Source organism: Streptomyces pseudogriseolus (assembly GCA_002154585.1).
Lineage (GTDB): Bacteria > Actinomycetota > Actinomycetes > Streptomycetales > Streptomycetaceae > Streptomyces > Streptomyces pseudogriseolus.
This window is the reverse complement of the sequence record MUNG01000135.1, coordinates 26,251-48,857: the sequence shown is the minus strand read 5'-3', so window position 1 is coordinate 48,857 and position 22,607 is coordinate 26,251. Positions and strand designations below refer to the sequence as shown.

At 73.4% G+C, this 22,607-nt stretch carries 26 protein-coding genes; 13 read left to right on the top strand and 13 right to left on the bottom strand.

Annotated elements, in window-relative coordinates; all coding sequences use genetic code 11:
• On the bottom strand, window positions 1–959 hold a 959-nt coding region (locus tag CCN29_RS13850), incomplete at its 3' end, for a DMT family transporter (protein WP_442538357.1).
• Window positions 960–1,034: 75 nt separating this feature from the next.
• Between CCN29_RS13850 and CCN29_RS13845 the strand changes: the two genes are divergently transcribed.
• Complete coding sequence (locus CCN29_RS13845; protein ID WP_086682064.1) at window positions 1,035–2,072, top strand: LysR family transcriptional regulator; 1,038 nt, start codon at window positions 1,035–1,037, stop codon at window positions 2,070–2,072.
• A gap of 120 nt (window positions 2,073–2,192) precedes the next feature.
• Here the strand turns inward: CCN29_RS13845 and CCN29_RS13840 are convergent, their stop codons facing one another.
• Complete coding sequence (locus CCN29_RS13840; RefSeq protein ID WP_006134325.1) at window positions 2,193–2,663, bottom strand: pyridoxamine 5'-phosphate oxidase family protein; 471 nt, start codon at window positions 2,661–2,663, stop codon at window positions 2,193–2,195.
• Window positions 2,664–2,734: 71 nt separating this feature from the next.
• Window positions 2,735–3,217 (bottom strand): Rieske (2Fe-2S) protein, encoded by a 483-nt coding sequence (locus tag CCN29_RS13835; protein ID WP_086682060.1) that lies wholly within the window; start codon window positions 3,215–3,217, stop codon window positions 2,735–2,737.
• A gap of 201 nt (window positions 3,218–3,418) precedes the next feature.
• Between CCN29_RS13835 and CCN29_RS13830 the strand changes: the two genes are divergently transcribed.
• The gene (locus tag CCN29_RS13830) at window positions 3,419–4,183 is read left to right on the top strand and encodes a HipA family kinase (RefSeq protein ID WP_006134328.1); all 765 of its coding nucleotides are present in this window, start codon (window positions 3,419–3,421) and stop codon (window positions 4,181–4,183) included.
• Complete coding sequence (locus CCN29_RS13825) at window positions 4,180–4,563, top strand: DUF3037 domain-containing protein (RefSeq protein ID WP_086682057.1); 384 nt, start codon at window positions 4,180–4,182, stop codon at window positions 4,561–4,563. Before CCN29_RS13830 ends, CCN29_RS13825 begins: the two co-directional genes overlap by 4 nt.
• Window positions 4,564–4,623: 60 nt before the next feature.
• On the opposite strand, the gene CCN29_RS13820 is transcribed toward CCN29_RS13825, so the two are convergent.
• Window positions 4,624–5,178, bottom strand: coding sequence for an excalibur calcium-binding protein (locus CCN29_RS13820; protein ID WP_086682053.1), 555 nt, complete (start codon window positions 5,176–5,178; stop codon window positions 4,624–4,626).
• A 275-nt stretch (window positions 5,179–5,453) separates the two neighbouring features.
• On the opposite strand from CCN29_RS13820, the gene fabG reads away from it, so the two are divergent.
• From fabG to CCN29_RS13795, 5 genes are all read left to right on the top strand, one after another.
• On the top strand, window positions 5,454–6,215 hold the full coding sequence (fabG, locus tag CCN29_RS13815) for a 3-oxoacyl-ACP reductase FabG (RefSeq protein WP_006134331.1): 762 nt from the start codon (window positions 5,454–5,456) through the stop codon (window positions 6,213–6,215).
• Window positions 6,216–6,227: 12 nt separating this feature from the next.
• Window positions 6,228–6,986, top strand: a complete 759-nt coding sequence (locus CCN29_RS13810; protein WP_006134332.1) for an SDR family oxidoreductase — start codon at window positions 6,228–6,230, stop codon at window positions 6,984–6,986.
• 263 nt (window positions 6,987–7,249) lie between these two features.
• Window positions 7,250–8,836 (top strand): ABC transporter substrate-binding protein, encoded by a 1,587-nt coding sequence (locus CCN29_RS13805; RefSeq protein WP_031016330.1) that lies wholly within the window; start codon window positions 7,250–7,252, stop codon window positions 8,834–8,836.
• 90 nt (window positions 8,837–8,926) lie between these two features.
• Window positions 8,927–9,610: a uracil-DNA glycosylase gene (ung, locus tag CCN29_RS13800; protein WP_031016332.1), complete on the top strand. Its 684-nt coding sequence runs from the start codon at window positions 8,927–8,929 to the stop codon at window positions 9,608–9,610.
• A 104-nt stretch (window positions 9,611–9,714) separates the two neighbouring features.
• Complete coding sequence (locus tag CCN29_RS13795) at window positions 9,715–10,224, top strand: hypothetical protein (RefSeq protein WP_006134335.1); 510 nt, start codon at window positions 9,715–9,717, stop codon at window positions 10,222–10,224.
• 11 nt (window positions 10,225–10,235) lie between these two features.
• On the opposite strand, the gene CCN29_RS13790 is transcribed toward CCN29_RS13795, so the two are convergent.
• The 3 genes from CCN29_RS13790 to CCN29_RS13780 all read right to left on the bottom strand — a co-directional run bounded on the left by CCN29_RS13790 (window position 10,236) and on the right by CCN29_RS13780 (window position 12,010).
• On the bottom strand, window positions 10,236–10,709 hold the full coding sequence (locus tag CCN29_RS13790; RefSeq protein WP_006134336.1) for a hypothetical protein: 474 nt from the start codon (window positions 10,707–10,709) through the stop codon (window positions 10,236–10,238).
• A gap of 146 nt (window positions 10,710–10,855) precedes the next feature.
• Window positions 10,856–11,368 (bottom strand): DinB family protein, encoded by a 513-nt coding sequence (locus tag CCN29_RS13785; protein ID WP_006134337.1) that lies wholly within the window; start codon window positions 11,366–11,368, stop codon window positions 10,856–10,858.
• Window positions 11,369–11,410: 42 nt separating this feature from the next.
• Complete coding sequence (locus CCN29_RS13780) at window positions 11,411–12,010, bottom strand: TetR/AcrR family transcriptional regulator (protein ID WP_086682047.1); 600 nt, start codon at window positions 12,008–12,010, stop codon at window positions 11,411–11,413.
• Window positions 12,011–12,100: 90 nt separating this feature from the next.
• On the opposite strand from CCN29_RS13780, the gene CCN29_RS13775 reads away from it, so the two are divergent.
• Both CCN29_RS13775 and CCN29_RS13770 read left to right on the top strand, forming a co-directional pair.
• Window positions 12,101–13,381 (top strand): FAD-dependent monooxygenase, encoded by a 1,281-nt coding sequence (locus CCN29_RS13775; protein ID WP_086682043.1) that lies wholly within the window; start codon window positions 12,101–12,103, stop codon window positions 13,379–13,381.
• Window positions 13,378–14,283, top strand: coding sequence for a Gfo/Idh/MocA family protein (locus tag CCN29_RS13770; protein ID WP_006134340.1), 906 nt, complete (start codon window positions 13,378–13,380; stop codon window positions 14,281–14,283). The genes CCN29_RS13775 and CCN29_RS13770 overlap by 4 nt, the downstream gene beginning before the upstream one ends.
• Before the next feature lie 201 nt (window positions 14,284–14,484).
• On the opposite strand, the gene lnt is transcribed toward CCN29_RS13770, so the two are convergent.
• Both lnt and CCN29_RS13760 read right to left on the bottom strand, forming a co-directional pair.
• Window positions 14,485–16,032, bottom strand: a complete 1,548-nt coding sequence (gene lnt, locus CCN29_RS13765; protein ID WP_086682040.1) for an apolipoprotein N-acyltransferase — start codon at window positions 16,030–16,032, stop codon at window positions 14,485–14,487.
• 71 nt (window positions 16,033–16,103) lie between these two features.
• Window positions 16,104–16,589 carry a nuclear transport factor 2 family protein gene (locus CCN29_RS13760; protein WP_086682076.1) on the bottom strand — a complete coding sequence of 162 codons (486 nt, stop codon included), beginning with the start codon at window positions 16,587–16,589 and terminating at the stop codon, window positions 16,104–16,106.
• 142 nt (window positions 16,590–16,731) lie between these two features.
• Here CCN29_RS13760 and CCN29_RS13755 point away from each other — a divergent pair, with 142 nt between their 5' ends.
• The gene (locus CCN29_RS13755; RefSeq protein WP_086682037.1) at window positions 16,732–17,472 is read left to right on the top strand and encodes an SDR family NAD(P)-dependent oxidoreductase; all 741 of its coding nucleotides are present in this window, start codon (window positions 16,732–16,734) and stop codon (window positions 17,470–17,472) included.
• Between the two features lie 25 nt (window positions 17,473–17,497).
• Here CCN29_RS13755 and CCN29_RS13750 read toward each other — a convergent pair whose 3' ends face one another.
• The 3 genes from CCN29_RS13750 to CCN29_RS13740 form a co-directional block, all read right to left on the bottom strand.
• On the bottom strand, window positions 17,498–17,677 hold the full coding sequence (locus CCN29_RS13750; protein WP_063823437.1) for a hypothetical protein: 180 nt from the start codon (window positions 17,675–17,677) through the stop codon (window positions 17,498–17,500).
• A 167-nt stretch (window positions 17,678–17,844) separates the two neighbouring features.
• Window positions 17,845–18,720, bottom strand: a complete 876-nt coding sequence (locus CCN29_RS13745) for an undecaprenyl-diphosphate phosphatase (protein WP_006134346.1) — start codon at window positions 18,718–18,720, stop codon at window positions 17,845–17,847.
• Between the two features lie 164 nt (window positions 18,721–18,884).
• Entirely contained in the window at window positions 18,885–19,355 is a 471-nt protein-coding gene (locus CCN29_RS13740) for a winged helix-turn-helix transcriptional regulator (protein WP_006134347.1), read from the bottom strand.
• A 137-nt stretch (window positions 19,356–19,492) separates the two neighbouring features.
• Here CCN29_RS13740 and CCN29_RS13735 point away from each other — a divergent pair, with 137 nt between their 5' ends.
• Window positions 19,493–20,662, top strand: a complete 1,170-nt coding sequence (locus CCN29_RS13735; protein WP_086682073.1) for a thiolase family protein — start codon at window positions 19,493–19,495, stop codon at window positions 20,660–20,662.
• 70 nt (window positions 20,663–20,732) lie between these two features.
• On the opposite strand, the gene CCN29_RS13730 is transcribed toward CCN29_RS13735, so the two are convergent.
• Window positions 20,733–21,518, bottom strand: a complete 786-nt coding sequence (locus CCN29_RS13730; protein WP_086682034.1) for a TVP38/TMEM64 family protein — start codon at window positions 21,516–21,518, stop codon at window positions 20,733–20,735.
• A gap of 49 nt (window positions 21,519–21,567) precedes the next feature.
• Here CCN29_RS13730 and CCN29_RS13725 point away from each other — a divergent pair, with 49 nt between their 5' ends.
• Complete coding sequence (locus tag CCN29_RS13725) at window positions 21,568–22,296, top strand: DNA alkylation repair protein (protein WP_031059714.1); 729 nt, start codon at window positions 21,568–21,570, stop codon at window positions 22,294–22,296.
• Window positions 22,297–22,607: the final 311 nt, after the last annotated feature.

Below are 22,607 nucleotides of genomic sequence, written 5' to 3'. Positions count from 1 at the left end.
GTCCCGGTGATCGCCGCCGCGCCCACCGGTGTCGACCAGGTCAGGGTCTCGCCCAGCAGCAGGATGCCGGCCGCGGCGGCGATCACCGGGACGAAGTAGGTGACCATCTGGCCGGTGGTCGGGCCGACCTCGGCGACGATGCCGTACTGGACGAGGACCGCCAGACCCGTGCCCAGCGTGCCCAGTGCCGCGATCGCGAGCAGCGGGCCGACCGCCAGGCTCGACGGCACGGTGGTGAACAGCGGTGTGACGACCGCCAGTTGGACCGTGGCGAGCAGCAGCTGGCCCCCGGTCAGCGACAGGTGGGAGTGGCTGCTGCCGACGAGGGTGCGGCGGACGTAGATCCAGCCGACGGGGTAGCTCAGGGAGGCGAGCAGGCCCAGGGTCGTGCCGCGCGCGTCCAGGCCGTCGAAGCCCTGCCACGCGCCCAGCACGGTCAGCACCCCGAGGAAGCCGAGGCCCAGGCCGGCCACCCGCACCCGCGTCGGCCGGTCCTCGCGCAGCGCGACCAGGGACAGCGCCATGCCCCACAGCGGGGAGGTCGCATTGCAGATGCCGGCCAGGGTGGACGGAATGGTCAGCTCCGCGAAGGCGAACAGCGAGAACGGCAGGGCGTTCAGCAGGAAGCCGGCGACCGCCAGATGCCCCCAGGTGCGGGCGCCGCGCGGCAGCCCCTCCCGCCGTACCGCCATGGCGACCGCCAGCACGGCCGTGCCGAACGCCAGCCGCCCCAGGGTGACCTGGAACGGGGCGTAGCCCTGGGTACCGACCTTGATGAGGAGGAAGCTGAAGCCCCAGATCAGGGACAGGGCGGCGAAGCGCAGCCGCCAGTCCAGGCGGGGGCGGTCGGGAACATCGGGGGCGGGCGCGGAGCCGGTCCGGTCCGGCGCGGTGGCGGAGTCCGTGATGGTCGGGGTGACCGGGGTGGTCGCGGTCGTCGGGGTGACACTGCTGCTCATGCCGGTAACGATGCGGCAGACTCACCTCGTAGCACAATCGAGAAATCGCACGCGGTATCTCGTAGCATCGCTTACATGTTGAACCTGGAGCGCCTGCGCACCCTCGACGCCCTCGCCCGGCACGGCTCGGTCAGCGGTGCGGCGGAGGGGCTGCACATCACCACCTCGGCCGTCTCGCAGCAGATGGCCAAGCTGGAGCGCGAGGTGGGCCAGCGGCTCCTCGCCAAGCACGGGCGCGGGGTACGGCTCACCGACGCGGGCCGGCTGCTCGCCGAGCACGCGGCGCGCATCCTGTCCCAGGTGGAGCTGGCCCAGGCCGATCTGGAGGCGCAGCGCGGCCAGGTCGCGGGCGAGCTGCGGATGTCCGCCTTCCCGACCGCCGCGCGCGGGCTGTTTCCCGTCGCGCTCGCCGAGTTGCGGCGACGCCATCCGGCGCTGCGGGTGCGGTCGCGGGAGACGGAGCCCGAGAACGGCATCCGGGGCGTGATCCGCGGGGACCTCGACCTCGCGGTCGTACTCGACTGGTACAACAAGCCGATGCCGCTGCCCGACGGGCTGGTGAAGGCGCTGCTGCTGGACGACCCGGCCGACGTGGCCCTGCCGGCCGGCCATCCGCTCGCCGGACGTGAGGAGATCGACCTCGCGGAGCTGGCCGAGGACGAGTGGATCACGTGGGGCGAGGGCGAGTTCTGCCACGAGTGGCTGATGTTCACCCTGCGCTCCAAGGGCGTCGAGCCGATCGTGGCGCACCGGGCCGCCGAGAGCCACACCCAGCTCAACCTGGTCGCCGCGGGGCTCGGCGTGTGCGTCGCCCCGCTGCTGGGCCGTGACCCGCTGCCCGACGGGGTGGTGACCGTGCCGCTGCGGCAGCGCGTGCGGCGGCACGTGTTCGTCGTCTGGCGCGCCGACGCCGACCGCCGCCCGTCGATCCGCGCGGCGGTGCGCGCGCTGCGGGCGGCGGGACAACGGGTCGGGGGCGCCGCCCTCACGGACGACGCCCCCAACGACGGTGAACTGTACGCCGAAGCCCCGGTCGCCGGGGCCGCGCGGGCCGGGGGTCACGTGGACGGATCGCCCCTCGCGGCCGGTGCTCCGGTGGGCGCCGCATCGTGAACGGACTCGCCCGCACGGAGGGCGCCCACACGGAGGGCGCCCACACCGACGGTGCCACGCGGACGCTTCCCCGGGACACTGACATCTCGCAGTCCGGGGCCACGGGGGCCGGCGCCCCCGTCAGGACAGTCGCGCGAGCTTTCTGAAGTCCCAGGACACGACCTTCTCCGGCGTCAGCCGCAGCCACGCGTGCCGGCCGTCGTGCGGCATCTCGTCCAGGCCGAAGTTCTTCCGCGCGAACAGCGTCTCCGGCACGTCCAGTTCCGCCCGCAGCTCACCGGTGCGCGGGACCTCGCCCACGAACTCCACCCGCCCGGACAGCTCCGCGCCGCGCAGCTCGTCGTACTCCTCGCCGGTGTCGACCACGATCGCCACCCGCGGGTCGCGCCGCAGGTCCGTGAACCGCCTGCTGCGCACCACCGAGTACAGCCACATCGAGACGCCGTCCCACACGAACCACAGGGTGCTCACGTGCGGCATGCCGTCGGCGGACACCGTGGCAACCCGGCAGGTGCGCTGTTCGGTCAGGAAGTCGTCCAGCTCCCCGGGCGTCATCATGATCTTGCGACCCCGGCGCTGTGTGGCGGACATACGGCCCCTTCTGCTGTCGTGCTGTGCGTGTGCCGTGCACGGATTCCCCCATCGTGCACGGGTCCGGTGGTTCAGGCGAGGGTGATGGAGTCGCCGTCCACGGTGATCCGCACCTCGGGCAGCGGCTTGGTCGCGGGACCGCTGCTCACGCTGCCGTCGGCGACGGAGAAGTTGCTGTTGTGGCAGGGGCAGTTGATGAGACCGTCGGAGACGCTCTTCACCGCGCATCCCTGGTGGGTGCAGGTCGCGGAGTACGCCTTGAACTCGCCCGCGGACGGCTGCACGACCACCACCTTCTGGTCGGCGAACACCTTGCCGCCGCCCTCGGGGATGTCGGCGGTCGAGGCGAGCTGCGTGCCACCGCCGGAACTCCCGCCCGTGCCGCCGCCGTTCGCGGCGTCGTCCGCCGCACCGCCGGACTGCGACGGGGCGGCGGACGCGTCGTCGTCGGAGCCGCCGCAGGCGGTCAGCGCCACGGTGAGGCCGGCCGCCCCCGCAGCCGCCACCACCGTGCGGCGGGCGGGTCCCGATGCGGGCTGGAACGATACGGTCATGCCGGTGTGTCCCTTCCGGGGATGAAGCGTGATCTGGAAACAGGTACGGCCGCCGGGCCCGGGCCGTTCAGGCAGTGCCGAGAGCTTCGCCTGCGTGCGGTCGGAGGGGCGTAAGCCACAGCTGTCGGTCGCCTGTCGGTCGCCGGCGGCGCGCCACCGGGCCGCCTCCGACGTGCGGCGACACCCCAGTAGCCTGGGACGATGCTCAAGGAAGTCATCGCGACCCGATTCATCGCGCCGCTGCGCGAGGGCGGCTCGCTCCCCGGACTGATCGAGGCGGACGACCTCGGCGTCTACGCGCTGAAGTTCACCGGCGCCGGACAGGGCCGCAAGACGCTGGTCGCCGAGGTGGTCTGCGGCGAACTGGCCCGCCGGCTCGGGCTGAGGGTGCCGCGCCTGGTCACCGTCGAGCTCGACCCGGTGCTCGGGCTCGGCGAACCCGACCCGGAGGTGCAGCAGTTGCTGAAGTCCAGCGGCGGCACCAACCTCGGGACGGACTTCCTCTCCGGCGCGCTCGGCTTCGACCCGCTCGCCTTCGAGGTGAGCCCCGAGGAGGCCGGCCGGATCGTGTGGTTCGACGCGCTGGTCAACAACGTCGACCGCTCCTGGCGCAATCCCAACATGCTGCTCAGGAGCGGCGAGCTGTGGCTCATCGACCACGGCGCGACCATGATCTGGCACCACAACTGGCCCGGCGCCGAGGCCTCCGCCGCCCGCCCCTACGACGCCTCCGACCACGCCCTGCGGGGCGCCGCGCCCGACGTCGCCGCCGCGGCGGCGGACCTCGCCCCGCGCATCACCGAGGACCTGCTGGCCGAGGTCACCGCCCAGGTTCCCGACGTGTGGCTGGCCGGAGAACCCGGCTTCGACAGCCCCGACGACCTCCGGCGCGCCTACGCCCGCCCGCTGCTCGCCCGCGCCGCCGGGATCCACCACCGCATCCAGGGCCTCGAGGGGGACCGGTGAGCGACCTGCACGTCTACGAGTACGCGCTGCTGCACGTCGTGCCGCGCATCGAACGCGGCGAACGCATCAACGCGGGGGTGCTCGTGTACTGCCGCCCCCTCTCCTACGTCGGCGCCCGCACCCACCTCGACGAGGCGCGGCTGCTGGCCCTCGACCCCGCCGCCGACGTGCCCGGCGTACGGGCCGCGCTGCGCGCCGTCGAGGGCGTCTGCGCGGGCGGCGACGCGGCGGGCCAGGCGGCCCAGGACGACCCCGGCCGGCGCTTCCGCTGGCTGATCGCCCCCCGCTCGACGATCGTCCAGCCGGGCCCGGTCCACACCGGCCTGACGGCGGACCCGGCGGCGGAGACGGAGCGGATGCTGGACCTGCTGGTGCGGTAGGACGCGGAGGGCCGGACGCGCGCCCCTCGTGAGAGTCGGGCGCGTCGGCCGCGGCGCGTGTCAGGCGCGACGGCGGCGGATGGCGTACCCCGTGGCCAGCAGCGCGCCGCTCGCGAACGTGGCGCCGATGCCGATGTCCCAGCTCGTCGGGCCGCCGGCCGAGGAGCCACCCAGACCGCCCTGGACGCCCCGGGTCGGGGTGGAGGCGGCGGAGGTGCGCGTCGGCGTCGGCGCCGGGCTCGCGGAGCGGGTCGGTGACGCGGTCGCGGTGGCCGTCGGGGTCCGCGTGGGTGCGGCCGTGGTCCGGGTCGGCGAGGCCGTCACGGTGGGCGTACGGCTCGGGGTCGCCGTCGGCGGGCGGGAGGTCGGGGCCGGCCGGTACGTGGAGGAGGTCAGACCGCGCCGGGGGAGCCGCTCGCAGGCGATGCCGTCGTCCGGGCCGGGGTCCTCGTCGAGCCGGTGCGGGTCACTGCGGTCCATGTCGAAGAACGTCTGCGCGTCCTCCTGGTAGGTGAAGTCGGCGCAGTCCAGGTCCTGGGCGTGGGCGATGTCGGCCATCGGCACGATCGCGGCGAGCGCGATCAGCGTGCCTATGACACCGGTGCGACGGCGCATCGGGCGCCTCCTTTCCTGCCGCGGGAGCTCGCGCTTCGACGCTAGGTTCCGCCCGCCGCGACGGCGCGCAGCGGTGGGCCGAACGGGTGCCGGGAAGGAGAACCGGATGCCGGAGCGGTCCGGCCGGCCGCGGGGAATGGATCACACACGCGCGGTGCGCCGTTGACACCGCGTGCCAGGGCTTCTAGCGTCACGTCTGCTGAAGGTACTAAGCGGTCGCTCACCGATTCGGGCGGGCCGCAGGAGCCGCATCCCAAGGGCGAGGAGAAGCAGCAATGTCCACCACTGAGCAGCGGGTCGCGGTCGTCACCGGCGCCGCGCGCGGCATCGGCGCCGCCACCGCCGTACGACTGGCCGCCGAGGGCCGCGCGGTCGCCGTGCTGGACCTCGACGAGGCCGCCTGCAAGGACACCGTCGAGAAGATCACCTCCGCCGGCGGCAAGGCGATCGCGGTCGGCTGCGACGTCTCCGACGAGGCGCAGGTCGAGGCGGCCGTCGCGCGGATCGCCGAGGAGCTCGGCGCGCCGACGATCCTGGTCAACAACGCGGGCGTGCTGCGCGACAACCTGCTGTTCAAGATGAGCGTCTCCGACTGGGACACCGTCATGAACGTGCACCTGCGCGGCGCCTTCCTGATGTCCAAGGCCTGCCAGAAGTACATGGTGGACGCCGGCTTCGGCCGCATCGTCAACCTGTCGTCCTCCTCCGCGCTCGGCAACCGCGGCCAGGTCAACTACTCCGCCGCCAAGGCCGGCCTTCAGGGCTTCACCAAGACCCTCGCCAAGGAGCTCGGCAAGTTCGGTGTCACCGCCAACGCCGTCGCCCCCGGCTTCATCGCCACGGAGATGACCAAGGCCACCGCCGACCGCGTCGGCATGGGCTTCGACGACTTCAAGGCCGCCGCCGCCACCCAGATCCCCGTGGCCCGCGTCGGCGAGCCCGAGGACATCGCCAACGCGATCGCCTTCTTCACCGGCGACGCCGCCGGCTTCGTCTCCGGCCAGGTGCTGTACGTGGCCGGCGGACCGCTCGACTAAAAGGACCCGGACATGACGACAGTGGAACCCACCGGCAAGGCCGCCCTGATCACGGGCGCCAGCCGCGGCATCGGCTACGGCGTCGCGGAGGCGCTGGTCGCGCGCGGCGACCGGGTCTGCATCACCGGACGCAACGAGGACGCCCTCAAGGAGGCCGTGGAGCGGCTCGGCGCCGACCGGGCCGTGTACGTCGCCGGCAAGGCGCACGACGAGGCCCACCAGGCGCTCGCCGTCGAGCGCGTCATGGAGGCCTTCGGCCGGGTCGACTTCCTGGTCAACAACGCGGGCACCAACCCCGTGTTCGGGCCGATCGCCGACCTCGACCTGAACGTGGCGCGGAAGGTTTTCGAGACCAACGTCGTCTCGGCGCTGGGCTTCGCGCAGAAGACCTGGCACGCCTGGCAGAAGGACAACGGCGGGGCGATCGTCAACATCGCCTCCGTCGCGGGCATCGCGCCCTCGCCCTTCATCGCCGCGTACGGCGTCAGCAAGGCCGCGCTGATCAACCTCACCCAGCAGCTGGCGCACGAGTTCGCGCCGAAGGTGCGGGTCAACGCCATCGCCCCGGCGGTGGTGAAGACCAAGTTCGCGCAGGCGCTGTACGAGGGCCGCGAGGAGGAGGCCGCCGCGTCCTACCCGCTCGGCCGGCTCGGCGTGCCGTCCGACATCGGCGGCGCGGCCGCGTTCCTCACGTCCGACCAGTCGGACTGGGTCACCGGCCAGACCCTCGTCGTCGACGGCGGCATCTTCCTCAACGCCGGCGTCGGCTGACCCGTACGCGCCCTCCGGGATCGGCCCGCCGGGCGCCCGCGCCCGAGCCGCGCACCACGCGTGCGCACCGGTCACCACCGCCCCGCCGGACACGGACGCCGTTGACGAAAACGGCGTCCGTGTCGGCGTTCTGAGCACGAAACGTCCGTGACAACGTAGTCATCCGCCAGTTGATCTCAAGGGCCGTTCCGGGCAGGGTCAGCGGGCGTTTCCCTGCGGTATCGTTCGCCGACCCTTGGTATGGCAGATCGAGGAGCGTGCGCGTGTTCAACCGGAACCGATGCCTGCGGCGGGTGGCGGCCATCGCGTCCATATCGTCCCTGATGGCCGGATGCGGAGTTCTGTCGTCCGACAGCCCGGAGGACGAGGGCCCCATCGTCGTGGGAACCACCAGCTCGCCGAGCACGCTGGATCCTGCCGCGTCCTGGGACAGCTCCTGGGAGCTGTTCCGCAACATCTACCAGACGCTGCTGAGTTACCCGATCGGCGCGACGACTCCGCAGCCGGACGCGGCGGAGAGCTGCGAGTTCAGCGACACCTCCAACCAGGTGTTCCGCTGCGAGCTGCGCAAGGGGCTGACCTTCTCCGACGGCAGCGCGCTGGACGCGAAGGCGGTCAAGCACTCGATCGACCGGATCCGCGAGATCAACGTCAACGGCGGCCCGGCCGGTCTGCTGGGCAGCCTCGAGCGGGTCCAGGCGCCGAGCGAGCGGGAGGTGGTCTTCTACCTCAACAAGCCCGACGCCACCTTCCCGTTCGTGCTCGCGACCCCCGCGATGTCGATCGTCGCCCCCGACTCCTACCCGGCGGGGTCGCTCCGCGAGGACAAGAGCGTCGTCGGATCCGGCCCGTACACCCTCCAGTCGTACGAGGAGGGCAAGGAGGCCGAGCTGGTCCGCAACGACCGCTACAAGGGGTACGCCGAGCGCAAGAACGACGCGGTCACCATCCGCTACTACCAGGACTCCGGCGAGATGGTGCAGGCGCTGCGCGACAAGCGCATCGACCTCACCTACCGCGGTCTGGCCGCGGGCGACATCGTCGAACTGCAGGGCAGCACCTCCAAGGAGGAGGCGATCCAGCTCATCGACGGCACCGGGACCGACATCAACTACCTGGTGTTCAACCCGAAGGACCCGTGGGCCGGGAAGAAGGCCGTACGCCAGGCCGTCGCGCAGCTCGTCGACCGCGCCGCGATCGCGCACAAGGTCTACAAGGACACCGTCGACCCGCTGTACTCGATGGTCCCCAAAGGCCTGACCGGACACACCACCGGCTTCTTCGACGACTTCGGCGAGCCCGACGCCGACAAGGCCCGCGAGATCCTCCGCGACGCCGGCATCACCGAGCGCGTGCCGCTCACCCTCTGGTACACCTCGGACCGCTACGGCTCCGAGACCGCCGCGGAGTTCAAGGAGCTGGAGCGGCAGCTGGAGACGTCCGGGCTGTTCGACGTCACGCTCAAGAGCCGCCCCTGGAAGACCTACGTCGAGGGCTACCAGAACGGCGAGTACCCGGTGTTCGGCCGTGGCTGGTTCCCCGACTTCCCGGACGCGGACAACTTCATCGCCCCGTTCGTCGGCGAGCAGAACGCGCTCGGCACGCCGTACGAGGCGAAGAAGATCGTCAACGAGCTGCTGCCCAGCTCCCGCCGTGAGAGCGACCGGGGCAACGTGGTGAAGCAGTTCGAGGAGGCGCAGCAGATCCTCGTGAACGACGCGCGGCTGCTGCCGTTGTGGCAGGGCCGGCAGTACGTGGCGGCGAGCCAGGAGATCTCGGGCGCCGAGCGTGCCCTGGACCCCTCCACGATCATGATGATGTGGCAGCTCTCCCGGAAGACCAGCTGGTAGAGCGCCCGGACAGCCGGCCGCGAGGCCGGCTGTCAGTGGTCGCCGGTAGGTTCTGAGAGCTGGAACGACCACGTGAGCAAGGGAATCGACGTGACCGACATCGCCATGCTGCCCGAGTCCTGGCGCGGGGTTCTGGGTGACGAGCTTCAGCAGCCCTACTTCAAGGAGCTGACCGAGTTCGTCGAGGAGGAGCGGGCGCGCGGTCCCGTCTACCCGCCCCGCGAGGAGGTCTTCGCGGCCCTGGACGCCACGCCGTACGACGAGGTGAAGGTCCTGGTGCTCGGCCAGGACCCGTACCACGGCGAGGGCCAGGGGCACGGGCTGTGCTTCTCGGTCCGGCCCGGGGTGAAGATCCCGCCGTCCCTGCGGAACATCTACAAGGAGCTGAACGCCGACCTGGGCACGCCCGTCCCGGACAACGGCTATCTGATGCCGTGGGCGAAGCAGGGCGTGCTGCTGCTCAACGCGGTGCTCACGGTCCGCGCGGGCGAGGCCAACTCGCACAAGGGGCGCGGCTGGGAGCTGTTCACCGACGCGGTGATCCGCGCGGTGGCCGACCGCCCCGACCCGGCGGTCTTCGTGCTGTGGGGCGCCTACGCGCAGAAGAAGCTGCCGCTGATCGACGAGAGCCGGCACGTGGTGGTGAAGGGGGCGCACCCCTCGCCGCTGTCCGCGAAGAAGTTCTTCGGCTCCCGTCCGTTCTCGCAGATCGACGAGGCGGTCGCCGCGCAGGGGCACCGGCCGATCGACTGGACCATCCCGAACCTGGGCTGATCCGCCGTGCCCGTCCCCGGCACGTCGCGGGGCGGCCTGTCCGCGATCGTCCCGGTCTGCGGTTAGCGTCGGGGGCGACAGCGGGCGACGGTGCGGAGGACGCGGTGACGGAGCGACAGGAGCAGGCGGCGCCGGACGCCCTGCTCACCCGGATCGGCCAGGTCGTGATGCTGCACCACGCGGGCGACCGGGAGGAGGCCCGGCACCGCTTCCTCGGCCTGTGGGCGGAGATCGGGGAGCACGGCGACCCGCTGCACCGCTGCACCCTCGCCCACTACCTCGCCGACACCCAGGACGACCCCGAGGACGAACTGGCCTGGGACCTGCGGGCGCTGACGGCGGCCGAGGAGGCCGGCGGGGCGTGGAGCCAGGACGACGCCCCGGCGGTGCGCGCCCTGTACCCGTCGCTGCATGTGAACCTGGCCGCCGACTACGCCCGCCTCGGCCGCCCCGACGCGGCCCGCGTCCATCTGGACCGGGCCCGGGCCGCCGCCCGCGCCCTCGCCGACGACCGCTACGGCGAGGGCGTACGGGCCGCCGTCCGCCGGCTGGAGGCGCGGCTGGGGGAGGACGGGATGCCGCCCGGGGGACCGGGACCGCCCCGGCAGCGGTGAGCCGGAGGGGCTCAGCGGCCGTAGGTGTCCCGGCAGATCCGCGCCTGCGGGCTGTCCGCCGGCCAGCCGCCGTACTCCCTGCCCAGCGCGCAGACGTCCGAGCCGCCCGAGCCGCCCCCGGTCGAGGACCCGCCGCCGCCCGGGAGCTGTGCCGGAGGGCGCGGGGCCGGCGCGCGCCGGGTCGGCCGAGGCCGCTCCGGGCCCGGGGGCCGCTCCGTGCGCGGCGCCTGCCCGTCGCGCGCGTCGGAAGGCACGTCCGTCTTCGACGGCCCGGCCTTCGGGGTGGCCCGCTTCGACGGCGACGCCTCGGGGGAGTCGGCCGGCACCCGGGTCAGCGCCTCGCGCGCCGGCGCCTGCACGACCGGTGACGCGTCGCGTCCCGCCGCGTCGTGCCCGGCCCCCGGCGGCGGCGCGGTCGCCGGGCCCGGGGCGAGGGGACGCTGGACCGTCACGCAGCCCGAGAGGGCGGCGGCCGCCACGGTCACCAGGAGCGCTGCTGTGGTCGTCGTTCGCTGCACCCCCGCCACTTTGCTGGCTCCGCCCGCCGCGCGGCGGGCGGACAGGCGCGGCCGTCCTCCGCACGGGTGATGTCCGCCCACCTTCGAGGGCCCCGCGGGCGCGGCGGGTGACGTCACTCGCCGGTGGCGCCGTCGATCGCCTCCCGGATCAGGTCCGCGTGACCGTTGTGCCGGGCGTACTCCTCGATCATGTGCGTGTGGATCCAGCGCAGGGAGCACGGCTCGGAGTGCGAGTGATGACGGCTCCGGGAGAGCTCGTCGAGGGAGTGACCGGCTGCGCTGCGCCGGGAGGCCGCGATCTCCGCCTGCCAGGTCTCGTAGGCGTCCTTCCAGGTGTCCGCCTCGCCGGGGTGGAACTCCCCGTCCGGGTCGGCCTCCCCGTAGTAGATCGGCCCCGCGTCCTCGCCGGCGAACACCCGGCGGAACCATGAGCGTTCCACCTCCGCCATATGCCGCACCAGCCCCATCAGCGACAGCTCCGACGGCGCCACCGCGGCCGTCCGCAGCTGCTCGTCCGTCAGCCCTTCGCACTTGAGGGCGAGCGTCGCGCGGTGGTAGTCGAGCCACCCTTCGAGCATGGTCCGTTCGTCGGCGTTCCGGGCGGGTTCGGTGCGCTGGGTCGTCATTCCCGCATCCTTTCCCGCCGACCGGGCCGCACACCACGGCTTTTACGACGGCCGCGTCCCCAGCATGCCCTCGACGATCTCCCGCAGGTCCGCGCGGATGTCCGACAGCGACGGGACGTCGGCGTGGTAGGAGCCCGCGACGCAGGAGAAGAGGAGGCCGTCGGCCCAGGCGGTCAGGGTGAGGGCGTGGCGGGCCGGGGAGGTGGACCCCAGCGCGGTGACGAGGGCGGTCAGGCGGTCGCGGAAACGGGCGCCGGCCGCGTCGAAGTGGGCGCGCAGCTCCGGGCGGCGGGTGGCCTCCAGGGCGAGTTCGTAACGGGCGAGGGTCAGCTCGCGGTTGAGCGTCAGCGCGCGGTGGCCCGCCAGGGCCAGGGCGTCGAGGACGGCGTCGGCGCCGTCGTCGGGGCCGGGGAGTTCGTGAAGCGCCAGGACCCGCTCCTCCCGGTCGGCGAGGCGGCGTACCGCCAGTTCCAGGAGTGCCTGCCGGGTGCGCGCCACGTTGGACGTGGAGCCCTGGGGGAGCCCGGCCGCCTCGTCCACGGCCCGGTGGGTCAGGCCGCGCATGCCGCGCTCGGCGAGCAGGGCGAGTGCGGTGTCGGCGACGAGGTCGGCGCGGGCGCCGGTGGTGGTGCGTTCGGACATGGAGGTCAACCTACCGGTGTCACTACGGCTGTAGTACGGTGGCCGTCGAGGGTCTACTACAAGTGTAGTCAACTGTCGCGAGGAGGAGCCATGACAGCGGCCGAACGCGTGATCGTGATCGGCGGGGGCATCGGCGGGCTGACGGCGGCGGCCGCCCTGCGCCTGCGCGGGGCACGGGTCACCGTGCTGGAGCGCGCCCCCTCCCTGGAGCCGGTGGGCGCGGCGATCTCGCTGTCCCCCAACGCGCTGCGCGCCCTGGACGTCATCGGCCTGGGCGACGACATCCGCGCCCTGTCCGCCTGGCAGGGCGACGGCGGACTGCGGACGCCGAGCGGCCGGTGGCTGGCGCGCGCCGACGCAGCAGCCGCCGCCGAACGCTTCGGCGGCCCCCTCGTCCTGCTGCACCGCGCCACTCTCGTCGACCGCCTCGCCGGACTGCTCCCCTCCGGCGCCGTCCGCACCGGCGCCCCCGCCCGGCTCACGGACCCCGGAGTCCCGGGCGACCCCGGCAGGCCGGCCCGGGTCGAGACGCCCGACGGGGAACTGGAGGGCGACCTGGTGGTGGCCGCCGACGGCATCCACTCAGCCGTGCGCGGCGCCCTCTTCCCCGGCCACCCCGGCGCCGTGTACAGCGGCTTCACCACCTGGCGCGTACTGGTCCCGCTGCCCGGCGTCGCGTTCCCCTCGCACGAGACCTGGGGCCGGGGCGCCATCTGGGGCACCCACCCGCTCAAGGACGGCCGGGTGTACGCCTACGCCGCCGCCGTCGCGCCCTCGGGGGAGCGGGCCCCGGACGACGAGCGGGCCGAACTGCTGCGCCGCTACGGCGACTGGCACAGCCCCGTCCCCGAGGTGCTGGCCGCCGTACGGCCCGAGGACGTCCTGCGGCACGACGTGCACCACATCGCCGAGCCGCTGCCCGCCTTCCACCTCGGCCGCGTGGCCCTCGTCGGGGACGCCGCGCACGCCATGCCGCCCACCCTCGGCCAGGGCGGCAACCAGGCCGTCGAGGACGCGATCACCCTCGCCTTCCCCCGCCCGGACATGCCCTCCTGCGCGGACGCGCCCGTCGCCGACGGCCTCCCCGGCTACACCGCCGTCCGCCTCCCGCGCACCACGGCCGTCGCGCGCCGCGCGGTGCGGACGGCCCGCCTCAACCTGAGGACCGGCCGCGTCGGCACCGTCGTCCGGGACGCCGGGCTGGCCGCGCTGGCCAAGGCGGCGCCGTCGCTGTTCCTGCGCGGGTTCGACGGGGTCGCCGACTGGCGGCCGCCGGGAGGGCCGTCCGGTGCGGCCGGGGACGGCTCCGGGGCACCCCGTATGCTCGCTGCGGACCACGGCAGGCGAGGACCAGAGGAGAACACACCGTGAAGGTCGGCTGCATCGGGCTCGGCGACATCGCGCAGAAGGCCTATCTTCCGGTGCTCGCCGTCCAGCCCGGCGTGGAGCTCCATCTCCAGACCCGCACCCCGGCCACCTTGGAGCGGGTCGGCCACGCCCTCCACCTGCCGGCCGCGCGGCTCCACGCCGACCTCGACGCGCTGATCGCCGCGGGGCTCGACGCGGCCTTCGTGCACGCCCCGACCGACGTCCACCCGCAGATCGTGACCCGGCTGCTCCAGGCCGGCGTGCCGACGTACGTCGACAAGCCGCTCGCGTACGAACTCGCCGACTCCGAGCGGCTGGTGACGCTCGCCGAGGAGCGCGGCGTGAGCCTTGCCGTGGGCTTCAACCGGCGTCACGCCCCCGGCTACGCGCAGTGCGCGGACCACCCGCGCGAGCTGATCCTCATGCAGAAGAACCGGGTCGGGCTGCCGGAGGAGCCGCGCCGGATGATCCTCGACGACTTCATCCACGTCGTGGACACCCTGCGCTTCCTGGCGCCCGGCCGGATCGACGACGTGACCGTGCGCGCCCGCACCGAGGACGGGCTGCTGCACCACGTGGTGCTCCAGCTGGCCGGCGACGGCTTCACCGCCCTCGGCGTGATGAACCGGCTCAGCGGCTCCGCCGAGGAGATCCTCGAGGTGTCCGGGCAGGACACCAAGCGCCAGGTGGTCAACCTCGCCGAGGTGATCGACCACAAGGGCCAGCCGACCGTGCGGCGGCGCGGCGACTGGGTGCCGGTGTCCCGGCAGCGCGGCATCGAACAGGCGGCGCTCGCCTTCCTGGACGCGGTGCGCGCCGGGAGGACGCTCAGCGCCCGTGACGCACTGGCGACCCATGAGCTGTGCGAACGGGTGGTACGAGCGGTCGACGAGCGCCTCGCCTAGGGCCTTTCGTTCGGATCACCCCGGCGTCGGGGGGCCTGGCACGCACTCCCCCACTGCCCTGAGCGGGCGTGGGGGCGCCCCCAGCGGCGTTGCCGTCAGTTGCCAACTCCCCCACGCTCGGCTGCGCTCGCGCGGGCGGGGCCCCCATCGCGTTGTCGCCTTCCTCCGCCTTGCAGCTGCACGCACCAGACCCCGCTCGGGTCAGTCGACGAGGCACCGCGCCTCACGGCCGGCCTGATCCAAACGAAAGGCCCTGGACCGCGCCAGCTGCACCGCGCCGTACACCGCGAGGACCAGCAGCGCCGCCTGCGGGGGCCAGTCGCCGAACCGGACGTACAGGGTGGTGCCCTGCGCCCGCGGCACCTCGTAGACCTGCGCCACGGAGGCGTCCGTGCCCAGCCACGGGCCGATGCGCCCGCCGTCCGCGCCGTACACGGCGGACACCCCGGTCAGGGTGGCGTGCACCATCGGTCGGCCGGTCTCGGCGGCGCGCAGCGCGGCCAGCGAGGCGTGCTGCTCCGGCGCCCAGCTGCCCTGGAACGTCGACGTGGACGACTGAGCGAGCAGCACGCCCGCGCCGTCCTGTACGAGATGGCGGCTCATGTCCGGGAACGCCGTCTCGAAGCACACCATCGGCCCGATCCGCAGACCGTCGCCCACGTCCATGACGACCTGCTCGGAGCCGCGCCTGCGGTCCTCGCCGGCCGCCTTGCCGACGGAGGTCGCCCAACCGAGCAGGGAGCGGGCCGGGATGTACTCCCCGAACGGCACCAGGCGCATCTTGTCGTACCGGTCGCCGGTCGGGCCGTCGGGGCCGACCAGCACCGAGCTCTTGTAGATGCCGGGCCGGTCCGAGCGCCGGGCGTCCACGTTGACCAGGATCTCCGCGTCCGTCTCGCGGGACAGCGCGGCCAGCCGACGGGCCAGGTCGGGACGGTCGCCGAGGTCGAAGCCGACGCTGCTCTCCCCCCAGACGACCAGGTCGACGTCCTGGCCGGCCAGCTGCCGGGTCAGCCGCTCCTCGCGGTCGAAGCGGCGGTCCGCGCTGTCCGCCCCGGCTATGACGCCCGGCTGGACGAGCGCGATCCGCGTCCGCTCCCCGGTGGGCTCCGGGCGCGGCGCCCCGGCCCACGCGGCGGACCCGGCGGCGGCCACCGCGACCAGCCCCGCCACGGCCGGCACCCGCACCCGGCGCATCGCGACCAGCACGGCCACCGCGACGTTCAGCGCCACCACCAGGAAGCTCGGCAGCCACACCCCGCCCACGGACGCCAGCCGCAGCGCGGCCTCCACCTGCCACTGGCTCGCGCCCAGCACGCCCCACGGCCCGCCGAGCCCCTGCCAGGAGCGGATCAGCTCGATCGTCAGCCAGCCCGACGGCACCACGAGCAGCGCGGCGGCGACCCGGCCCCCGGACGGCGAGCCGCCCAGCGTCCGGCGCACCAGCCACCCCCACGGCGCCCACAGCGCGCCCAGCAGCGCGGCGATGACGAACGTGAACACGTGCAGGCTGGGCAGCAGCCAGTGGTGCATGGCCAGCATGAAGGCGAAGCCGCCGCACCAGCCGTCGAACGCGGCCCGCCGTCCGGTCGGCGCGGTGCGGATCAGCAGCAGCCAGGGGACCAGGGCGACGTAGGCGACGAACCACAGGTTCGGGGCGGGGAACGCCAGGACGGGCAGCGCGCCCGCGACCGCGGCGGCGGTCGAGCGGCGCCACGGGGAGGCGAGGAGGTGGCCGACGTTGTTCATGGGCGCCTCCCTACCCCGTGCTGCCTCCAGTGTGCGTCCCGGACCCGGCCGGATGCGCCGCGCGACGACTTTCAGTCGATCACATCGTCCGCCCGCCCGCCGGTCGGGCTGCGCCACCTCTCGTCCACCACGACCCGGCTCAGCCGCCAGCCGTCGGGCGTGCGCACCGTCGTGAACAGGCACCGGCCGCCGCTCAGCAGGTCGAGCCCGCCGGCCCCGTCCGCCTCCCCGCCCCGGGACGCGGGGCTGACGTAGTCGGCCCGCATCTCGGCCGTGTCCCCGGCGTCCCCCTCCCACGTGCCCAGCCGCACGCGGCGGTTGACGAGAAGAAGCTGCCGCACGGGGAACTCCGCGGACCGTTCGGCCAGCCACCCGGCCACCGTGCCGGCGTCCCCCTCGATGCCGCCCGCACCGCGGTGGTCCGCCCGCCCGTCCGCGGTGAACAGCCGCCGGTACGCCGCCCAGTCGCCGTCGTCGACGGCCACCGCGTAGTCGGTGACGAGCCCGTCCAGGGCCAGCCGGTCCCGTACGGTCGCGAGCTCCACACGCTGCGTCATCGGCTCAGTGTTGACCATGCGGGGGAGCGCGGCCAAGGGGCGTGCGCGGACATTCCCCGGCCCGCGGGCCCGGGCGCGACGCCGGCGGGCCCGTCTGCGACTCTGGGGATCTTCGTCCCGCGTTCTGCGCCAGGAGGTACTCGTGAAGCGTCTGGTCACGGTGGTCACCGGGGGAGGCCGGGGCATCGGCGCCGCGACCTGCCGGCGGCTGGCGGCCGAGGGACACGACGTGGCGGTGAACTACGTCCGGGACACCGGCGCCGCCGAGAAGGTGGCCGAGGACGTGCGGGCGGCCGGGGCGCGGGCGGTGACGGTGCGGGCGGACACGTCCGACGAGGCCGACGTGGAGCGGCTGTTCGAGGTGACGGAGCGCGAACTCGGGCCGCTGACGGGGCTGGTGAACAACGCGGCGGTGACCGGGCCGCTCGGGCCCTTCACCGAGGTCGCCACGGACACGCTGCGCCGGGTCGTCGACGTCAACGTGGTGGGCACGCTGCTGTGCGCGCGGCGGGCCGCCCAGTTGATGACGCCGCGCGGCACGGGCGTGATCGTGAACATCTCGTCGGGCGCCGCGACCTTGGGCAGCCCCGGCGAGTACGTGCACTACGCGGCGACCAAGGCGGCCGTGGACGCGCTGACCGTGGGGCTGTCGAAAGAACTCGGGCCGTCCGGGGTGCGGGTCAACGCGGTCGCCCCGGGCCTGATCGACACGGAGATGCACGCCGCGATGGGGGCGCCGGACCGGGTCCGCGAGATGGCCGGGACCATCCCGCTGCGGAGGGCGGGACAGGCGGAGGAGATCGCGGCGGCGGTGGCCTGGCTGATGTCGCCGGACGCCTCGTACACCACGGGGACGGTACTGCGGGTCGCGGGCGGACGCTGACAGGGGACGCGGTCCGGTGCGGCCGTCAGGCCGCCTCGACGACCCGTCCGCGGATGGCGGCCGCCCACTCGACGACCAGCATCTCGTACTCCTCGCGCTCCTGGGCGGACAGGGAGCCGCCCGCCCGCAGCCACAGGGCGCGGATCTGCTCGTTCACCTCGGCGGCGGACCGCACGGAACCAGGGGGCGTTAAATCGGGGGACATGCGGACAAGCCTAGGGCCATGGACTGACGGTGCGCTACCGGACGGCTACGGGACCCGTATGGGTTCGGTCACGTGCCGCGGACACGTCCCGGGTGTATGGGACGTGCCCGACGGGCGGCGAACCGTTTCCGCGCGCCCGGTCCGCACCCGCGTTCCCGTCCGGAACGTCAGCCCGCCGACTCCGCCGCGTGCGGGCTGAGCGCGCCCACGGCCACCAGGACGATGATCACGACGCCGAGCACGATCCGGTACCAGACGAACGGCATGAAGCTCTTGGTCGAGATGAACTTCATGAACCACGCGATCACCGCGTACCCGGTGGCGAACGCGATCACCGTGGCGAACAGCGTCGGGCCCCAGGAGACGTGCCCGCCCTCCGCCGCGTCCTTCAGCTCGAAGAGACCGGACGCCAGCACGGCGGGGATCGCGAGCAGGAACGAGTAACGCGCCGCGGCCTCGCGCCGGTAGCCCATGAACAGGCCGCCGCTGATGGTGGCCCCGGAGCGGGAGACGCCCGGGATCAGGGCCATCGCCTGGCACACGCCGTAGATGAGGCCGTCCTTGACCGTCAGGTCGCCCAGCTCCTTGCGGGGCGCGGCCACCCGGTGCCGACCGCCGCTCTCCGCGCGCGCCGCGAGCCGGTCGGCCACGCCGAGGACGACGCCCATGCCGATCAGCATCGCCGCCGTGAGCCGCAGATCGCGGAACGGGCCCTCGATCTGGTCCTTGAGCGTCACCCCGAGCACGCCGATCGGGATCGAGCCGACGATGACCAGCCAGCCCATGCGGGCGTCCTGGTCCCGGCGCATCGCCTTGTCGGTCAGCGAGCGGGACCACGCGGAGAGGATGCGCCCGATGTCCTTGCGGAAGTAGATCAGCACCGCGGTCTCCGTGCCGATCTGCGTGATCGCGGTGAAGGCCGCGCCGGGGTCCTCCCAGCCGGAGAAGGCCGCGGTCAGCCGCAGATGCGCGCTGGAGGAGACGGGCAGGAACTCGGTCAGACCCTGGACGAGTCCGAGGATCAGTGATTCAAACCATGACATAGGGCAGCGGGGTCCAAGTGCCGATCGCGGAAAGGTCGAAGGGCACACCCCCACCGCCGGGTGCGATGTTGTCGATCATCGGGCGCGCCGAGGGCGAACTGTAGCGCTCGCAGATGAAGCATCGGCGAAGGTTCGATGGCCCCCCGCGTCCTTCCGGGTGACGCTCAGGCGGCCGCGGGACCGCCCACCGTCCAGCCCGGCGCCTGGGGGTGCGCGGTCAGCTCACGGTGCCGCGCCTCCTCGCCGCAGGCCCGGCAGGTGACGACCGGCACGAACTCGTGGCCGCAGTGGTGCTCGAGCACCATCGGGGTGCCGGTGTCCGCCCGCAGATGGCGGTCGCCCCACTCCTTCAAGGTCCACAGCACGGGCTCCAGTTCGTAACCCGCCTGGGTGGGCCGGTACTCGAAGCGCTGCGGACGCTCGCTGTACGGGCGCTTGGTCAGGATCCCGGCGTCGACCAGGCGGCGCAGGCGCGTGGCGAGGATGTCGCGCGGCGCGCCGATGTTGCGCACGAGCTGGTCGAAGCGGCCGTTGCCGAGGCACACCTCGCGCAGCACGAGCAGGGAGTACTTCTCACCGACGAGGGCGAGGGCGTCGGCGATCGAGCAGGGACGCGGGTCTTTGGAGGGGGCCATGCGCCCAGTTTACGGGCATGACCGGAAGTGGGTTTGAATTTCCAATGCTCGGCGTTATGGTGAGTTGGAAATTCCTACTCACCGGTAGCCCGAATCTGGTGACCGTCCTGAACGGTCCGGCCGAGGAGGCCCGCACCATGCGTGACGCCGTCGTCGTCGAAGCCGTACGCACCCCCATCGGCAAGGGCAAGCCCCACGGCGCCCTCGCCCACGTCCACCCCGTCGAACTTCTCGCCCACACCCTGCGCACCCTCGTCGAACGCTCCGGCGTGGACCCGGAACTGATCGACGACGTCATCGGCGGCACCGTCGACCAGGTCGGCGAGCAGGCCATGAACACCACCCGCTACGCCGCCCTCTCCGCCGGGCTGCCCGAGTCCGTGCCCGCCACCACCGTCGACCGCCAGTGCGGCTCCTCCCAGCAGGCCGTGCACTTCGCCGCCCAGGGAGTCATCTCCGGCGCGTACGACATCGCCGTGGCCTGCGGCGTGGAGTCCATGAGCCGGGTGCCGATGTGGTCCAACGTCCCCGAGGGCAAGGACCCGTTCGGCCCCGGGATCGCCGCCCGCCACCCGGAGGGGCTCGTCCCGCAGGGCATCAGCGCCGAGCTCATCGCCGCCAAGTGGTCGATCACCCGCGAGCAGATGGACGCCTTCGCCGTGTCCTCGCACCGCCGGGCCGCCGCGGCCTGGGACGCCGGGCTGTTCGACGCCGAGGTGGCCCCGCTGGAGGGCGTCACGCGCGACGAGTGCGTGCGGCCGGACACGAACGCCGAGGTCCTCGCCGGACTCCGCCCCGCCTACCACGACCCGGGCTTCGCGGAGCGCTTCCCGCAGATCGAGTGGAACGTCACCGCCGGCAACGCCAGCCCCGTCAACGACGGCGCGTCCGCCGTTCTCGTCATGGCAGGGGAGACGGCCGCCCGGCTCGGCCTGCGCCCCCTCGCCCGGCTGTACAGCTTCGCCGTCACCGGGTCCGACCCGCTGCTCATGCTCACCGGCGTCGTCCCGGCCACGGAGAAGGTGTTGCGCCGGGCCGGTCTCGCCCTCGACGACATCGACCTGTTCGAGGTCAACGAGGCGTTCTCCAGCGTGGTCCTCGCCTGGCAGCAGGAGACCGGCGCCGACCTGGACAAGGTCAACGTGCACGGTGGGGCCATCGCCCTCGGCCACCCGCTCGGCGCCAGCGGCACCCGCCTGACGACCACCCTGGTCCACGCCATGCAGGAGCGCGGGGCGCGCTACGCCCTCCAGACCATGTGCGAGGCCGGCGGTCTCGCCAACGCGATGATCCTCGAACGGATCTGAAGGACCGGAACGAATCTGACGGACCGCAACGGGTCTGACGGGGCAGGAGCGGAGGTGGCGCGCCGGTCCGTCAGCGGGCGCGCAGCCGGTTCCGCTTGCGCCACGCCACGACCGCGCCCGCCAGACCCGGTACGGCGATGCACGCCAGCGCGATCAGGAAGGCCGGGGACGTCGGCGTCGAGGCGCGGGCCCCGGCCACCACGTAGGCGGCGGTGTTCGGGATCGAGCCGAGCGCCGTCGCCAGCAGGAACGGCAGCAGACCCATCCGGGAGACAGAGGCGCAGTAGTTGGCGGCGGCGAACGGGATGCCCGGGAACAGCCGCGCCGCCAGCATCGACCGGAAACCGTGCCGGCTGAGCTGGTGGTCCGCCGCCTTCAGCCAGCGCCCGCGCAGCAGCGGACGCAGCGCCTCCTGACCGAGCACCCGCCCCAGACAGAACGCGAGCCCCGCGCCCAGCACCGTGCCGCCCAGCGCGGCCACCAGCCCGAACTGGGAGCCGAACAGCGCCCCCGCGGCCAGGTTCAGCAGCGGGCGCGGCACGAACGCCACCGTGCACGCCCCGTACGCCACCGCGTAGGCGACGACGGCCGCGGCGCCGCCGAGGCGGTTCGGCAGGCCGTCGGTCAGCAGCCGCTGCGGCTCCAGCGCCACCATCACCGCAGCCGCCGAGGCCAGCAGGACCACCAGCAGCGACAGCCGTGACCACGGCGACAGCAGGACTCTCGCGCAGCGGCCGGCGAAACCCGGCGCGGGCGCGAGAACGGGAGCGGCCGTGGGGAGGGCGACCAGGTCGGACGAGCCGGCCCGGGGACGGGCCGTGGCGGTGCCCCCAGAGCGGTCGGTGGCATCGAGCATCCGGTGACACTAACCGACATATGTACGAGATCGCCGTAGTGTGCGTCTCATGCGCGTCACAGAAGACCGTCCGGTGCCGCCGCGGATCCCGGACAGCCCGCTGGCCGACACGGTGCTGGAGCGGCTCGTCGCCGCCTACGCCCCCGCCGCCGACCCCGGGCAGGCGGCCGTCATGCGGGCGTACATGAAGGACGTCGCGCCCTTCCTGGGCCTGAAGACACCGGTGCGCCGCGCGCTGTCGCGCACCGTCGAGGCGGGACTGCCCCGCCCCACCGAGGCCGACTGCGCGGCCGTCGCCCTGCGCTGCTGGGAACTGCCGGAGCGGGAGTACCACTACTTCGCCGTCGACCATCTCCGCCGGCACGTACGGAGGTGCTCCTCCGGCTTCCTGCCGGTCGCCCGCCACCTCCTCACCACCGTGCCCTGGTGGGACACCGTCGACCTGCTCGCCGCGCACGTCGTCGGGCCGCTGGTCGCCGCCGACCCCGCGCTCACCGCCGAGATGGACCGCTGGAGCACCGACGACGACATGTGGCTCGTACGCACCGCGCTGCTGCACCAGCTCCGCTACAAGGAACGCACCGACACCGGACGGCTCTTCGGCTACTGCCTGCGTCAGTCCGGCCACCCCGATTTCTTCGTCCGCAAGGCCATCGGCTGGGCCCTGCGCGAGTACGCCAAGACCGACCCGGACGCCGTACGCGGCTTCCTCGCGCGGGAGGGCGACCGGTTCGCGCCGCTGTCGGTACGGGAGGCGCTGAAGAACATCGGCGCGTGACCGCACCGTCCGTCGCGGTCACGTGACCTCGGCTTTCCGCCGCGCGGAAAATGGTTCGACGCGGGGCGCGGCGTCGGCGAGGATCGTCCCCATGTTCCGGTACGCCTTCCTTCTCGCAGCATCCGCCGTCGCGGATGCCCCGAAGGCTGCCGTCACCGTTCTCGTCGCCGCAGTCGACGGCGCCCGAAGCTGACCCTCCCCGGATCGCCCGGCGGACCCCGCAGGGGGAGGGTCGGCCAGGTTCCTGGGGTCCCCGTCCCGGCCGCGCGCCGCATCGCCGCGCCCGGGACCTGATGCGTCATCACCTGAGA